Origin of the sequence: Caballeronia fortuita, assembly GCF_001544835.2 — a bacterium.
Classification (GTDB): Bacteria; Pseudomonadota; Gammaproteobacteria; order Burkholderiales; family Burkholderiaceae; genus Caballeronia; species Caballeronia fortuita.
Window position 1 is genome coordinate 68,528 of the sequence record NZ_FCNX02000015.1, and the last position, 14,213, is coordinate 82,740.

The 14,213-nt window shown below is 65.3% G+C and carries 16 protein-coding genes; 3 read left to right on the forward strand and 13 right to left on the reverse strand.

Annotated elements, in window-relative coordinates:
• Positions 1-120: 120 nt before the first annotated feature.
• The 7 genes from AWB77_RS25770 to AWB77_RS25800 all read right to left on the reverse strand — a co-directional run bounded on the left by AWB77_RS25770 (position 121) and on the right by AWB77_RS25800 (position 5,738).
• Positions 121-702 (reverse strand): copper-binding protein, encoded by a 582-nt coding sequence (locus tag AWB77_RS25770; RefSeq protein WP_061137293.1) that lies wholly within the window; start codon positions 700-702, stop codon positions 121-123.
• A gap of 31 nt (positions 703-733) precedes the next feature.
• Complete coding sequence (locus AWB77_RS25775) at positions 734-1,138, reverse strand: helix-turn-helix domain-containing protein (RefSeq protein WP_061137294.1); 405 nt, start codon at positions 1,136-1,138, stop codon at positions 734-736.
• 468 nt (positions 1,139-1,606) lie between these two features.
• Positions 1,607-1,858 (reverse strand): H-NS family nucleoid-associated regulatory protein, encoded by a 252-nt coding sequence (locus tag AWB77_RS25780; protein WP_374728716.1) that lies wholly within the window; start codon positions 1,856-1,858, stop codon positions 1,607-1,609.
• 447 nt (positions 1,859-2,305) lie between these two features.
• Positions 2,306-2,551 (reverse strand): hypothetical protein, encoded by a 246-nt coding sequence (locus AWB77_RS25785; RefSeq protein WP_008353523.1) that lies wholly within the window; start codon positions 2,549-2,551, stop codon positions 2,306-2,308.
• 227 nt (positions 2,552-2,778) lie between these two features.
• Positions 2,779-3,774, reverse strand: a complete 996-nt coding sequence (locus tag AWB77_RS25790) for an LLM class flavin-dependent oxidoreductase (RefSeq protein ID WP_061137296.1) — start codon at positions 3,772-3,774, stop codon at positions 2,779-2,781.
• Between the two features lie 118 nt (positions 3,775-3,892).
• Positions 3,893-4,705: a phosphate/phosphite/phosphonate ABC transporter substrate-binding protein gene (locus AWB77_RS25795; RefSeq protein ID WP_061137297.1), complete on the reverse strand. Its 813-nt coding sequence runs from the start codon at positions 4,703-4,705 to the stop codon at positions 3,893-3,895.
• A gap of 25 nt (positions 4,706-4,730) precedes the next feature.
• Positions 4,731-5,738 (reverse strand): fatty acid desaturase, encoded by a 1,008-nt coding sequence (locus tag AWB77_RS25800; RefSeq protein ID WP_061137298.1) that lies wholly within the window; start codon positions 5,736-5,738, stop codon positions 4,731-4,733.
• A 167-nt stretch (positions 5,739-5,905) separates the two neighbouring features.
• Between AWB77_RS25800 and AWB77_RS25805 the strand changes: the two genes are divergently transcribed.
• On the forward strand, positions 5,906-6,985 hold the full coding sequence (locus AWB77_RS25805) for a HoxN/HupN/NixA family nickel/cobalt transporter (RefSeq protein WP_061137299.1): 1,080 nt from the start codon (positions 5,906-5,908) through the stop codon (positions 6,983-6,985).
• A gap of 83 nt (positions 6,986-7,068) precedes the next feature.
• Entirely contained in the window at positions 7,069-7,926 is an 858-nt protein-coding gene (locus tag AWB77_RS25810) for a formate/nitrite transporter family protein (protein WP_061137300.1), read from the forward strand.
• Positions 7,927-7,939: 13 nt separating this feature from the next.
• On the opposite strand, the gene AWB77_RS25815 is transcribed toward AWB77_RS25810, so the two are convergent.
• The 6 genes from AWB77_RS25815 to AWB77_RS25840 all read right to left on the reverse strand — a co-directional run bounded on the left by AWB77_RS25815 (position 7,940) and on the right by AWB77_RS25840 (position 12,436).
• Entirely contained in the window at positions 7,940-8,284 is a 345-nt protein-coding gene (locus AWB77_RS25815) for a hypothetical protein (protein WP_061137301.1), read from the reverse strand.
• 200 nt (positions 8,285-8,484) lie between these two features.
• Positions 8,485-8,790: a hypothetical protein gene (locus tag AWB77_RS25820; RefSeq protein ID WP_061137302.1), complete on the reverse strand. Its 306-nt coding sequence runs from the start codon at positions 8,788-8,790 to the stop codon at positions 8,485-8,487.
• A 274-nt stretch (positions 8,791-9,064) separates the two neighbouring features.
• Positions 9,065-9,355: a hypothetical protein gene (locus tag AWB77_RS25825; protein ID WP_061137303.1), complete on the reverse strand. Its 291-nt coding sequence runs from the start codon at positions 9,353-9,355 to the stop codon at positions 9,065-9,067.
• A 12-nt stretch (positions 9,356-9,367) separates the two neighbouring features.
• Entirely contained in the window at positions 9,368-9,733 is a 366-nt protein-coding gene (locus AWB77_RS25830; protein ID WP_061137304.1) for a hypothetical protein, read from the reverse strand.
• A 146-nt stretch (positions 9,734-9,879) separates the two neighbouring features.
• Positions 9,880-11,583: a peptidoglycan D,D-transpeptidase FtsI family protein gene (locus AWB77_RS25835; RefSeq protein WP_061137413.1), complete on the reverse strand. Its 1,704-nt coding sequence runs from the start codon at positions 11,581-11,583 to the stop codon at positions 9,880-9,882.
• 13 nt (positions 11,584-11,596) lie between these two features.
• Positions 11,597-12,436, reverse strand: coding sequence for an arylamine N-acetyltransferase family protein (locus AWB77_RS25840; protein ID WP_061137305.1), 840 nt, complete (start codon positions 12,434-12,436; stop codon positions 11,597-11,599).
• A gap of 206 nt (positions 12,437-12,642) precedes the next feature.
• On the opposite strand from AWB77_RS25840, the gene zwf reads away from it, so the two are divergent.
• Positions 12,643-14,208, forward strand: coding sequence for a glucose-6-phosphate dehydrogenase (zwf, locus tag AWB77_RS25845; RefSeq protein WP_061137414.1), 1,566 nt, complete (start codon positions 12,643-12,645; stop codon positions 14,206-14,208).
• Positions 14,209-14,213 lie beyond the last annotated feature (5 nt).

The following is a 14,213-nucleotide window of genomic DNA, read 5'->3' on the forward strand; positions in this document are numbered from 1 at the left end:
TGAGCGGCTGCCGCGCAAGCGCGGCCTTCGCGAAAAGCCTTCCCCGTCAACGAGTTGATGCCGATGTTCCGGCGGCTATCCACAAGGCTCTCCACAGAAACTGTGGACAACCGCATGCAGTCACTGTATCCCCTGCCCATCGCGCATCACCTGCACGGCCGTCGCCGATTCGAACCGCGCGTGCACCATGTCACCCGCCTTCAGGCCGGCGAGCTGCACGTCCGGCGCGACATCGAGCGTCACCGTCCGGCTCGGCCCGCGCAAGGTTACCCGACGCTTCTTCGCATCCACGCGCTCGATCGTTCCGATGACTTCGACCACCCGCGCCTGGGCCATCACGCCGCCCGATGCGGGAATCGTCGCTTGCGTGTCGATCCGCTCGCGTATCCCGTTCGATTTCACCTTCGTCGCGCTCACGAGCAGCGCGCTGCGATATTCGATGTTCACGACATCGCCGAGCTTCAGCTTGCCGACATTGCCGATCTGCGGATCGACCGCCACATCCACGACGCGCCCGGCGGGCCCTTGCAGCGACACGCTGTTGGTCACCGGATCGATGCCGACGACGCGCGCCTGCACATGCGCGATGGCAGCCGCGCCGCGCGCGGGCGGTGCCGACGCTGCATCCTGAGCCGATGCGCCGCCAATTCCCGCAACCGCGAGCGCCAGGCACATTGCAGCGACCTTGAAAGAGCGATTCATGAGAACCTCCGTATCGTGATGGAGAACACCTTCATCGCCGCGACTTCGACAGCAAATGTCCTAGCCCGAGATTCGTCGCGATCTGCCAGATATAGACGCGCGAGTAGCGCACGCCGAAGCGCCGCTCGATAACGTCACGCAAACGCGCATTGGTCCACGTATCGCTTTCGAAGCCGTGTTCGCGCGCGGGTCCGCGCAACGCCGTGGCGATCCAGTCGAGCGCCTCGCGATCCAGCACCGACGCGCGCCCGCCGACGCCCATCTGCGCCAGCGCGTCAAGACCGCCTTCGCTGACGATCGCCTTGTAGCGCCGCACCGTCTGCACGGAAAGATGCAGCTGCCGCGCGACCTCTTCGATCGACGCGCCGTCGAGCAGCATGCGGCCAGCCGTCATGCGTCGCACGACGCTTGGCAGTGTTTCAGGGCGGGAGAGCATGGCGCGCGCCGCTCGATCGTTCGGATTACACGCGATTGCCCGGCGCGTCAGGCGCGGCTGCGCGATCCAAGGCCGACGCCTGACACTCGCCTGCGTGCCTGTCGATGCAAGTGAGCGACGAGTGCAACGTTGCGGCGTCCGTATGTGTTCATGCGTGCCTCCCTGTCGAATGGAGACGGCGGGACTGATCGGGCGTGGCTGACGTGAAGGGTCGATGCGTGGTTCGTCCGGTAGAGCCGGATTACAGAGACGTACCAATAAACGTTTTCAGGCGCGATGGGGAACCATCGGCGAAAATTTTTTCGGCTTGATAAATGTCAGCGAATTGCCTATGCAACTTGCCGATAGGCATCGAACGCGCCGCGACACGCAATGCTGCGCGCGTGCGTTTCGACGCGCGTGCATTATGGCGCGCGAAGAGGGCCGCGAGCGGTTCACGGCCGGCTGCGGCGCATCATCGGCGGCGTCTCAGACGCGATAGAACTCGATGTCCTGGCCGGCGTGCACCGCGCGCTTGAGCCACTCGGGCATGTCGCCGATGCCGTCCCACGTGTCGCCGCTCGCGTTTCGGAATATCGGCACGCCGATATCCGCCGCATGCGGCAGCAAGGGCAATTGCGGCATCGGCCGCTTTGCCTTGGGTGCGCCATGAGCCCCGTTGGTCTTGGTGAAGGAGGGCGGTGGATTCACCACCGGCGCTTCGGCCAATGCTTCGGCCAACGCGGTCTCCGTAATGCCGAACTCAGCCATTCGGCTGCGCAAATACGCAATGATGCTGTCTCGCTTTCTTTCGTCCACGGCTTTCCTGATTCAGCTTTTTGATTTTCAAAGGACGAACCGAAACCCCGCGCGGACCGGGGCGGCTCGATGACTTGAATATATGTGTTTTACGAAGCGTGACGCAGCACATGCCTCGCGTCAATTAGTGTATTTACCGCACGCCTATTAACTCGCCCGGTGACTTTGCCTTAATGCAGGGCAGTGCCACGATTGCGAACGTTCGCCCGCCCGAGCATCGCCGTGACGGACGCGCGACAGGGAAAGCGCACGGGAAGTCACGTAGGGGAGCCACGAACCGATGGCGAAGCCCGCGCCACCGATGACCCTTGGTGGGCGAAACCTCACATAACACTATTGTATGCTGCTTAGGGCCGCGATTAAAACGTTTTAACGACTGTGTTGTTCCCCCGGTAATTCGGCACCATGCGCGCGAATGGCGGCGATCAGTTCCGCGGGCGTAATTTCATAACGCACTTCGCGGTGAATGCCGGGTTTGCGCTCGTCGATTTCAATCAGCAGTACGGCCTTGCCGTCCGCTGCCGGTTCGAGGCGCAGCGAACGCACTTCCTGTCCGCTGGCATCGTCGTATTCAGTCAGGAGCGTCATGGCGCCAGTAGCGGCGCTTCTCGGCATCGACATTCTTCCTCCCGTCTTGCGACGTCGTTGTTGTTGTGTCGCCGCGCCGGTCACCGGCGTGCACGAATATCGGGCACGCGCTGCGGAGTCTCGGCTTGGCGGATGAAGCGGACGCGAAGGGCGGCACGGCCTGCGCCGCCCTCCGGTATCCCATTATTGCCTGTCAAAAGCGCGCGCGTCCAGCGCGAGCCCGCCAAAGCCTTGCGACCCCTAATTTTTTCGCTTCAGTTGGCCGCTCCGATTGCGTCCCGCGCCTGGCTCGTGAGCTCGAACGAGCGCAGACGCGCCTTATGATCGAAGATCTGCGCAGTGACGATGAGTTCGTCCGCCTGCGTCTGGTCGATCACCGAGCGCAGGCCCGCCTCGACATCGGCGGGGGCGCCTACGACCGAGCACGCGAGCGAGCGCTCGACGCCCGCGCGTTCGGCCTCGTTCCACGCGATCGATTCGACCGGCGGCGGCAACTGGCCCGGCGTGCCACGTCGCAGATTGATGAACTGCTGTTGCAGCGATGTGAAATGAAAGCGCGCTTCCTCGACGGTATCGGCGGCGAAGACATTCACGCCGACCATTGCGTAGGGCTTTTGCAGCGTCGCGGACGGGCGGAACTGCTTGCGATACACCTCGAGCGCCGTCAGCAGATAATCTGGCGCGAAATGCGACGCGAACGCGAACGGCAGCCCGAGCGCGGCCGCGAGTTGCGCCGAGAACAACGATGAGCCGAGCAGCCAGATCGGCACGTGCAACCCGGCGCCGGGCACGGCGCGCACGCGCTGGCCTTCGACGGGATCGGCGAAATAGCGTTGCAGTTCGACGACATCGTCGGGGAACGATTCGGCGCTGCCGTTCATGTCGCGCCGCAGCGCCCGCGCGGTGGTCTGATCGGTGCCGGGTGCGCGTCCGAGTCCGAGGTCGATGCGCCCTGGAAACAGCGACGCGAGCGTACCGAACTGCTCGGCGATCACGAGCGGCGCGTGATTGGGCAGCATCACGCCGCCCGAACCGACGCGGATCGTCTTCGTGCCCGCCGCGATATGGCCGATCACGACGGCGGTCGCCGCGCTGGCGATGCCCGTCATGTTGTGATGCTCGGCGAGCCAGTAGCGCCGATAACCCCAGCGCTCGGCGTGCTGGGCGAGATCGAGCGAATGGGCGAAAGCGTCGGCGGGCGTCGAGCCGAGCGGAACCGGAGAAAGGTCGAGTAGCGAGAAGGGGATCATTGCGGCTTTCCGAAAGCGCGCCCGATCGCGATGCCTGCGCACCGCGCCGCTGGCGCGCGCTAAAAAACCAATTGTGCCGAAACTCCGCGCTTTCTGCCGGAAGGCCCTGCGCGGCGGATCAGGCGAGGCGGGGATAGCCGCGCGCGATGGCGTCGCGTTCGTAGTCGAGAATTGGCGCGTAGTCCGCCTGTGTGCGCCTCACGACGCCCTTCAAGCGCAGTCGCGCGGCAAGGGCCGGGTCGCGAACGAGCGCGGCGGCGAGCGCGTCAAATAGTATGTCGATGCCCGTTTGCGGCACGCGCATCGATGCGATGAAGGGCAATGCGCTCGCGCTAGCGGTCGTGCCGAGTATGCGGATGCCATCAGTCAGCGCCGGTTCGTGCGACCGCGCGAAGGCGAACGTGACGCAATCGATCGCGGCAATATCGGCGTGCGATTCGGAAATTGCAGCAAGCGACGCCAGATGTGCGCCGGTTTTCGTCACCGAGGCGAAGAAGCGCCCATCGCGCGCGAACGGCGCCACGGCGTGCCGGAAGAGGTTCATGCCGCTGTTGGAATCGTCGTCGTTATAGGCCGCGCGCAGGTTCCGGCAATCTTCGATCGAGCGCGCATCCACATGCGCCCCGGCGACGATCACGCTGCGATACGCGCCGGGTTCGCAGCCGGGCGCATCGAAATCGGGCGCGCCGACGATCTGCACGCGACCCGCGAGTGCTTTGACGAGCGGATAGCCGCAGGTTTGCGACAGCAGCACGTCGTCGCGCAGCCAGAACGCGGTGAGGTCCGGGCCGGGATCGACGATATCCAGCGTATCGCCGCGCGCGTCGAGCCACGGCGCGAGATCTTCGCGGACGCGCGCGAGCAGCGTGCGCCAGTCGGCGGCGAGTTCGGGCGCGACGTTGTACATAGGCAGGGCGGCGATCCAGTGCATGACGCGAATCCTACCGTGCGGCGCGTCAGCTCGCGAGGCTCGCGGTATCGGCGCTGCGTGCGGGCCGCGCTCGTCCGGCTGCCGCCTGGGGAGCGGCGAGCGGATGCACCGGTTGCGCCGCCCGCGCGAACGCATGGCGAAGCGCCCATTCGCCGTATCCCCTGACGATGAAACCGCCGTTACTCGCCCGATAGGCATCGCGGCGGCGCGCATAGACGTTGCCGAGCGCGAACCACGGCACGCCGGGCAGATCGTGATGCACGGCGTGGAAGTTGTTGTTGAGAAAGAGCAGACGCCACGGCCACGCGGCTTCGTTGACGACCGTGCGTTCGCTTTCCCGTTCCGCCGCGCGATGCTCCTGGAACGAGCGCACCGAGGCGAGCGCGAGCGCCGCATAACCGACGCCGAACACGAACGCGCGCCACGGAATGCCGCATCGCGTTTCGAGCCAGCTCGCCAGCGCGACGAGCGACGCGAGGTGCGCCGCCCAACTCGCGACGATCCGCCAGCGCCGCTCGACGAGCGCCTGCGCCGCCTCGCGCCACGACGCCGCGATCGAAAACCACGGACCGACGAGCATGCGCCCGACGAAAGTATTGCGCGCGGCGAGCGCGGCGCGCAGCACGGGACCCGCGCTCGCCCACTGTTCAGGGCTGACGTAGTAGCTTTCGGGGTCGCGGTCCGGCTCGGTCAGATGGGCGTCGTCGTGATGACGCAGATGCGATTCGCGATACACCGCGTACGGAAACCACACCGCGAGCGGCGCAACGCCGATGAGCATGTTGACGAGCGGCCAGCGCGTCGGGTGGCCGTGCATCAATTCGTGCTGCAGCGACATGTACCAGCACGACAGCACCGCGAGCAGCGCGACGGCGGGAACGAGCCCGATCGCGCGCGCGTTGAGCGCCACGCCGAACCATCCGCCGTAGATCGCGACGATGACCGCCCACGTCGGCCATTCGCTGCGCCAGCGCCAGCTCGTGCGCTGGCTTTGGAGTTCCTGGCGTTGGGCGTCGTCGAGATAGCGGGGCATGGCGGGCGTCGGGAAAGGCGAAGCGCCATCGTAGCGGCGCGGGTCGGCGGCCCCAACCAACGAATCCGGCTAAGGATTTCGCGCACAGCGCAATAAGCATCCGAATATTGGCCGTGCGCGCACGCACGGTATGCTTTGTCCCTTCATCACCGCATGCGCGTGCGCCCATGTCCGAACCGATCGAGCCCGTTTCCGCGCCCCAATCAACGAGACAGCCGGCGCTTCGCATCCTGCCGCGCAAGTCGGCGCGTCTCATCGCCGGGCTGATCGCGTTCAACGTGCTCGCGTGGCTCTGGGCGCTCGTCGCGTTCCGTCACTACCCGCTGCTGCTCGGCACATCGCTGCTCGCGTATTCGCTCGGCTTGCGTCACGCGGTCGATGCCGACCATATCGCCGCCATCGACAACGTCACGCGCAAGCTGATGCACGAAGGCAAGCGCCCGCTCTTCGCCGGTTTCTTCTTCTCGCTCGGACATTCGACGATCGTCGTCGCGGCGAGCGCGCTCATCGCCGCAACCGCGATGGCCGTGCAGGGCCGATTCGCCGGGTTCCGCGAGATCGGCGGAATCATCGGGACGTCGGTGTCGTCGCTCTTCCTGTTCGCGATCGCGGCGATGAACCTCTTCGTGCTGCGCGGCGTGTGGCGCGCCTTCAGACGCGTGCGGCGCGGGGAAATCTGCCGCGACGAAGACATCGACATGCTCGCGGTCGGCGGCGGCCCGCTCGCGCGCATCGCGCGGCCGCTCTTCAGGCTGATCGGCAAGAGCTGGCACATGTATCCGCTCGGCTTTCTGTTCGGCCTCGGCTTCGATACCGCGACGGAAATCGGGCTGATGGGCATCGCCGCGGCGGAAGCGGCGCGCGGCGTGCCGATCTGGTCGATCCTCGCGTTTCCAGTGCTGTTCACGGCGGGCATGTCGCTCATCGATACCGCAGACAGCCTGCTGATGACGGGCGCCTACGGCTGGGCGTTCATGAAGCCGGTCCGCAAGCTCTACTACAACCTCACGGTCACGCTCGTGTCGGTGCTGATCGCGGTGCTCGTCGGCGGCATCGAGGCGCTCGGATTGATCGCGGAACGGCTGCAACTGAAGGGCGGGCTATGGGACGTGGCCGCGTCGCTCTCGGAGCACTTCGGGATGCTCGGCTACGCGATCGTCGGCGTCTTCGCGGCGTGCTGGATCGTCTCCGCGCTCATCTACAAGTGGCGCGGTTATGAATCGCTCGATGGCGGCATCGCGCGATAACGCTTTGGGCATTCTTCCTGCTTCGTGGATGCGCCAGCCGCTCATCCACGTGCCGTATCGAGCGGCGTACAGGGAGAAAAAACATGAACGACCCGCAAGCCGGGGCGGAGTCGCCGCACCTCGATAGCGCCGAACAGGAACAGGCCGCCGAACATACCGCGCCGCATCCGCTCGTCATCCACGAGATCGTGCGCGAGGAAGGCGAAGTCGCGATGGAGCGCACCTTCGCCGCGCTGATGTGGTCCGCGCTCGCCGCCGGTCTCTCGATGGGCTTCTCCTTTCTCGTCCAGGCGATTCTCGAAAGCGCGCTGCCGAAGACGCACTGGAGCGGCCTCGTGTCGAGTTTCGGCTATACGATCGGCTTCGTCTTCGTGATTCTGGGGCGCCAGCAGCTTTTCACCGAAAGCACGCTGACGGCGGTGCTGCCCGTGCTCACGCGCCGCGATCTCTCGACATTGTTCAAGGCGCTGCGGCTGTGGGCGATCGTGCTGTTCTTCAATCTCGTCGGCACGGCGATCTTCGCGGGGATCCTGCAGATTCGCGGCGTATTCTCGCCGGATGTGATCGAGGCGCTCGCCAACATCGCGAAGATGCCGCTGTCGGCCGAGTTCGGCGTGACCGTCGTGCGCGGCGTGTTTTCCGGCTGGCTCATCGCGCTGATGGTGTGGCTTCTGCCGAGCGCGAGCTCGGCGCGCTTGCTGACCATCTTGCTCGTGACCTGGACCGTCGCCGTGAGCAAGCTGACGCACGTGATCGCGGGATCCGTCGAAGCGGCGTATGCGGTGATGACCGGCGCCGCGAACCTCTCCGACTACTTCTTCGTGTTCCTCGTGCCGACGTTCATCGGCAACGTGATCGGCGGTGTCTCGCTCGTCGCGATCGTCAATCACGCGGCCATCGCGCCGGAGATCACCGACGCAACACCCAAGCGCGAAGAGTGAGCGCGGCCGCGCATCATTTGTTGTTGCCCGCGCCGGTGCCGTATAAGCCGTTGTTGAAGCCGCCGCTGCCGTCAGACTTGTGATTCTTGTCCGCCTTGGCGGTGCGGCCCTGCGCCGCGTCCTTCGATTGCGGCTTCTGCGATTCGACCAGCGGCGAGCCGGATGGATTCTCGCGCGAACTCGAATCCGACTGGCGGTTCTCCTGACGCTCGGAGCCGCCGCCATTCGTGATTTGCGCGACGCCATACGTGCTGAACGTCGCGATGAGCCCGGCGACGAGCGCATTGGCAAGCATCGGGAAAGGCCGGCGCGGCGCGCGCGCGGGATCGAATTCTTGAGCGTGACGATGAAGAGACATGGCGGCTCCCGGCAGGATCGAAAGACTAGCTTTCGAGCATGAACGGTGCCTGCGCGGAGGGGCGAACGCGTTGAACGCGTCGAACGTGCGCGCGTGCCGTGAATCGCCGGATGTTCGATAGGACGCCGCACGCCCGGCTCATCGAGAGACGCGGGCGTGGGCGAAGGGTCGCGCCGCGGCGCGAGCGGCGAAAGCGGGGATTAGGCCGCTTTCGCCCAAAGCCTGTTGGTCGACCTTTTACGGCTGCCGGAGCCGTCGCGCGGACCGCTGTCGACCGTATCGAGCGCGATGCGCAGCGCTTCGATGCGTTGCTTCTGCGCCGGCACGAGCGCATATCCCTTCGATACGGCGGCAAGACGCTCGCGCCAGTATTCGACGTTGAGCGTGCCGGAAGATTGCTTGTTCATCGTGCGGAGCTGCGCGAGTGCGCGCTCGATGTGCTGAAGCTCGACGTCCGCCATCGCCGAGGGCAGAAGGCTGCCCTTGGTCTCGCTTTTTTTCTTCATTTTCTGGTCTTCCTCTCGGCCATGCGGCGCCTCGTCCAGACATCGGACACACGCGCCGTTCAGGCACCCCGTTCACCCGCGCATTTTTTTATAGCTAAGCGGGTGGCCCTTGCTCTTATCTTCGGATGACCGATCGTTGCCCGTCTGAGCGGGCTCGATCGTTAACAAAAATGTACGCAACGCGAGCCTGCCGGCTCCGTCTGTCATCGCACATTGAGGGGGGGAGGAGTGTGGGGATGGCGACGTTGCGCCGCGCCTGGGCGGCGCGGGGCGCTTACGCGTCGCCGTCTGCGGGCGATTTCGCCGTGCGCTTGCCGCTGCGGCCGATCTGCTCTTCCATCGCGAGATCGAGCTTGCTGACCTTGCGCGGTTTGGCCGGCTCGCGCGCGTTAACGAACGCGACGAACTCGTCCATCGGCATGGGTTCGGAGATTTTCTTCGAGCCTTCGGGCGAACGCTCGACGAGATAAAAGTAGCCGCCGGGCATCGAGATGGCCGCGTAATTCGCGTTGCCGCTGCGCGTCTTGAGCCGCTCCACGGCGCTGATGGCTTTGGTCGAGCGCATGTCGCCGCCGGCTTATTTCTGAGGTTCGTCGTGGGCGGTCGAGTCCGCCGGCGCGCACTTCTTGCCCGCGCCTTCGATCCACAGATTCGACGGATGACGCTGCCCCGGATAAAAGCGATACGTGGTCTCGCCGTTGTCGTAACGGACCTTGATGACGTTCGAATCGCCGAATTCGAGCATCACACCTTGCGGAATGGACGTCTGCTTGTACTGCGCATCGTGCTTTTTCGCCTCGCCGGCGATGCATTGCACGATACCGTTCACCTTGTTTTCCGTCGATGATTTCTCGACTTCGGGCTGCCCCGCATCTTCGTTATGAAACTGGGCGCAAGCGGCGAAAAGCACAGGGAACGCGAGCGCCGCGGCGAGTTTTTTCATGGTCTTTCCCGTTTGATCTCTTGGTGCCGGACACGACATTAGAGCACACGCCCTTTACAGTCCGGTCAGGTTGGCGGGATGCGTCCGGTCGATGCAGCAAGGCTTGCGCCCGCATGCGCCGCGCTTCATGCGTCGGGCGTCGGGCGTCACGCGTCGGGCGGCACGCCGAGCAACGGCAGCGTCGCGCCGACGATGCCCGAGAACACCGGCCCCGCCACCGTGCCGCCGTAATAGGTGCCGCCCGTGGGCTCGTCGATCATCACGGCGACGATCACGCGCGGATCGCTCATCGGCGCAATGCCGACGAACGATGCCCGGTACTTGTTCGCCGCATACGAGCGCCCGACCTGCTTGCGCGCGGTGCCCGTCTTGCCGCCGACGCGATAGCCCTCGACCGCCGCCGCGCGCCCCGTGCCGTGGTCGCCGGTCGCGTTTTCGAGCATCTCGCGCACGGCTTTCGCGGTCGCGGGCTTCGTCACCTGAAGCGGTTCGCGGCGCGTTTCGCCGTGAATCAGCGTCGCCGGATGAAAGCGCCCGTCGCCGGCGTACGCCGTGTAAATCTGCGCGATCTGCACGAGCGAGAGCGACATGCCGTAGCCGTAGGCCATCGTCGCCTGTTCGATCGGCTTCCAGCGCCCGGGCGCGCGCAGACGGCCGGTCGCGGCGCCGGGAAACGTCAGCTCGGGCGCACGGCCGATGCCGTATTCGCGGTACTTGTCCCAGATGGTCTGCGCGGGAATCTGCAGCGCGAGCTTCGTAAGCGCGATGTTGCTCGACATCTGCACCGCCTGCGACACGGTGATGACGCCGTGATTCGACGTGTCGTGAATCACGTTCGGGCCGAGCTTGAACGTGCCCGGCGCCGTGTCGATGCGGGTGTCGGGCCGCACGCGGCCGAGGTCGATCGACAGCGCGGCGACGAGCGGCTTGATCGTCGAGCCGGGTTCGAAGGTGTCGGTGAGCGCGCGGTTGCGCAACTGCTCGCCGGTGAGACGCGAGCGGTCGTTCGGATCGAAGCTCGGATAATTGGCGAGCGCCAGCACTTCGCCATTCTTCGCATCGAGCACGACGACGCTGCCCGCGCGCGCCTTGTGCTTCGCGATCGCCGCCTTCAGTTGCGAATGCGCGAGTTGCTGGATGCGCCGGTCGATCGTCAGTTGAATGGTTTCGCCGTTCTGCGGCATGGCCGGCTCGCCGATCTGCGAAACGACGCGCCCGAGCCGGTCGCGGATCACTTCGCGCTGGCCGGCTTCGCCCGTCAGGCGCGTATCGGCGGCAAGCTCGACGCCTTCCTGCCCGTGATCCTCGTTGTTCGTGAAGCCGACGACGTGCGCCGCCGATTCGCCTTCGGGATAGAAACGCTTCGTGTCCGGCACGAGCGTGATGCCCGCGCGCCCGATCGTCGCGATGCGCTCGGCCGTTTCCGCTTCCACCTGACGTTTGAGCAGCACGAACGCGCGCGTGCCGTCGATACGCCGCTGCATGTCTTTCGGCGGCATGTCGAGCAGACGCGCGATCTCGTTGCCGTGATCGCCGTCGAAGAGTCTGGGCGTCGCCCAGACTTCGTACGTGGCGAGACTCACGGCGAGCATGGCGCCATTGCGATCGACGATGCGTCCGCGCGTCGCCGAGAGCGCCAGCGTGCGCTGATAGCGCTTCTGTCCTTCGTTGAGATAGAACTCGTGATCGATGACCTGGACCCACAGCGCGCGCCCGGCGAGCGCGAGAAACGCCGCCGTCACGCCGACGACGACAAGTCGCGAGCGCCATGCGGGCAGCCGTTGCGCGAGCATCGCGCTGCGATGATGCGTCTGGAACTCTCTGGCGCCGAGCGTCTTCTTCTTGAACATCGTGGTCTCGTGGTTAAGCTTGGTTGGGCAGGCGGCCGAGCGCGGCGTCGAGTTCGCCGTCATCCGGCAGACGAATGCCGAAGTCGTTCTGGAGCACGCGGCGCAGCGCGGCGGCATCGTTCAGCGGATGTTGCGCGCTGCCTTCGCGCTCGTCGTGCGTCGAAAAGCGCCGGTTGAGCAGGGCGAGACGCTTGCCGGGCGCGAGACGCGCGGCGAGCAGGTTATGCACGAAGATCGACTGCGGGTAAGTGGACACGAAATGATTGGCCATTTCGTAGTCGGCGTCATACTGCGGATCGAGGTCGAAGCGATAGACGCGCGCCCACGCGCCGTTCACGAGCGCCTCCAGGATGTAGCCGGACGGCTCGGCATCGGCGAGACGGAACGCGCCGTGAGGCGTGATCTGTTCGAGGCCGGTCTGGAGCGCGAGCGGCGCGGAAAGCGTCATGCCGCCGAAACCGACGTCGGTGAGGAAGGTGCCTTCGTCGAGATCGACGAGCAGCAGCATGTGTGCGCGCGGCGGCATGTCCGCCGCCTCGCGGCCCCACAGCACGCGTCCCGCGAAGCTGCGCACGCGAAAACCGAGCGTCTGCAGTACGCTGCGAAACAGCAGGTTGTGTTCATAGCAGTAGCCGCCGCGCTGGCCGTCGACGAGCTTGCGGTGGATCGATGCAAGATCGAGCCGGACCGGACGGCGCAGCAGCACGTCGAGATTTTCGAAAGGAATGGCCTGAGGATGCAGCAGATGCAGCGCGCGCAGCGTGTCGAGCGTCGGCGCGGGCCGCGCCGGTCCGAAAAAGCCGATGCGCGCGAAGTACGCGGTAACGTCGATGGATGTGTCGTGGGCGTTCATGTGAGTCCAGGCCTCGTATCGGCTTCGATGTCGCAATGTCCGCGAGCGCTCTCGTCAGGCGCGCATATTTTACGACACGAAAGGTAAAAAATTACAAACAGCATACGTTTTTCGTGCGCGAGCTTGCGCTGCGCCGTGCGAATGAACTGTGCCGCATCGATGATGGTCTTTCCAGTTCAAGCGCAACTGACAAGGGGCGATACGCCATGCCAAACGAAGCAAACGAAGCGAATCAATCGAAGGAAACGAAGCAGACGAACCCGGCGAGCGAGACATGCGCGGGCAAGCATCCCGCGCCGCCCTGCACGCTCGTGATTTTCGGCGCGGGCGGCGATCTGACCAAGCGGCTCCTGATGCCGTCGCTGTACAACCTGTCCGCGGACAAGCTGCTCGACGACGGCATGGAGATCATCGGCGTCAATCACGGCGAGCGCGAGACGTCGGAGTGGCGCGACGAACTCACGCAGTCGCTGCGCGCCTTCGCCGCCGACAAGGCCGCGACCTTCCACACGTCGCAACTGAACGAGGACGCGTGGAACTGGGTCGTCGGACGGCTCGAATATTTCCCCGGCGAGTTCGAGGAAGACGAAACCTTCGCGCGGTTGAAGGCGCGGCTCGACAAGGCGAAGTCGGGGAACGTCATGTTCTATCTCGCCGTGGGCGCGCGCTTCTTCCAGCCGATCATCGAGCATCTGGGCGCGGCGGGCATGCTCGAGGAGAAGGACGGCAATTTCAGACGGCTCGTCATCGAGAAGCCGTTCGGCAGCGATCTGGCGTCGGCGCAGGCGCTCGATCGCTGCATCCTCGAATATGCGGACGAGTCGCAGGTGTATCGGATCGACCATTTTCTCGGCAAGGACACGGTGCAGAGCATTCTCGCCGTGCGCTTTGCCAATGCGATGTTCGAGCCCATCTGGCGGCGCGAGTACATCGACAACGTGCAGATCACGGCGGCTGAAACCATCGGCGTGGAAGGGCGCGGCAAGTTCTATGAGCAGACCGGCGCGTTCCGCGACATGCTGCCGAATCATCTGTTCCAGCTTCTCGGCATGGTCGCGATGGAGCCGCCCAACTCCTTCGACGCCGAATCCGTGCGCGACAGAAAAGCCGAAGTATTCGATGCGATCCGCCCGCTCACCGCGAACGACGTCGTGCTCGGCCAGTACGATGCCGGGCCCGCCGGACCGGGCTACAAAGAAGAACCGGGCGTCGCGAAGGACAGCCGCACGGAGACCTACGCGGCGGCGCGCGTGTATGTCGAGAACTGGCGCTGGGCGGGCGTGCCGTTCTATCTGCGCACGGGCAAGCGCCTGACCGAGCGGCGCACGGAGATATCGGTGCAGTTGAAGGCGGTGCCGTTTCTGCTGTTCCGCGATACGCCCGTCGATGCGCTCACGCCTAACGTGTTCACGCTGCGCATCGATCCGGCGCATGGCACGGGCTTCGATTTCAACGTCAAGGTGCCGGGACCGGTGATGCAGATCGGCAAGGTGCGTTCACGCTTCGACTACGCGGACTTCTTCGCCGAGCGCGCGAACGTCGGCTATGAAACGCTGCTCTACGACTGCATGCTCGGCGACGCGACGCTCTTCCAGCGCGCGGACAGCATCGAGACGGCGTGGGCGGCGGTGGATCGCGTGCTGCATCCGGAGACGCCGCTGCCGGTGCACGGCTATCCGGCGGGCAGCGCGGGGCCCGAGGAGGCCGACCGGCTGCTCGCGCAGGACGGCCGCACGTGGCGTTCGCTGACCGACGCGCACAAGCAGGACTGAACTCA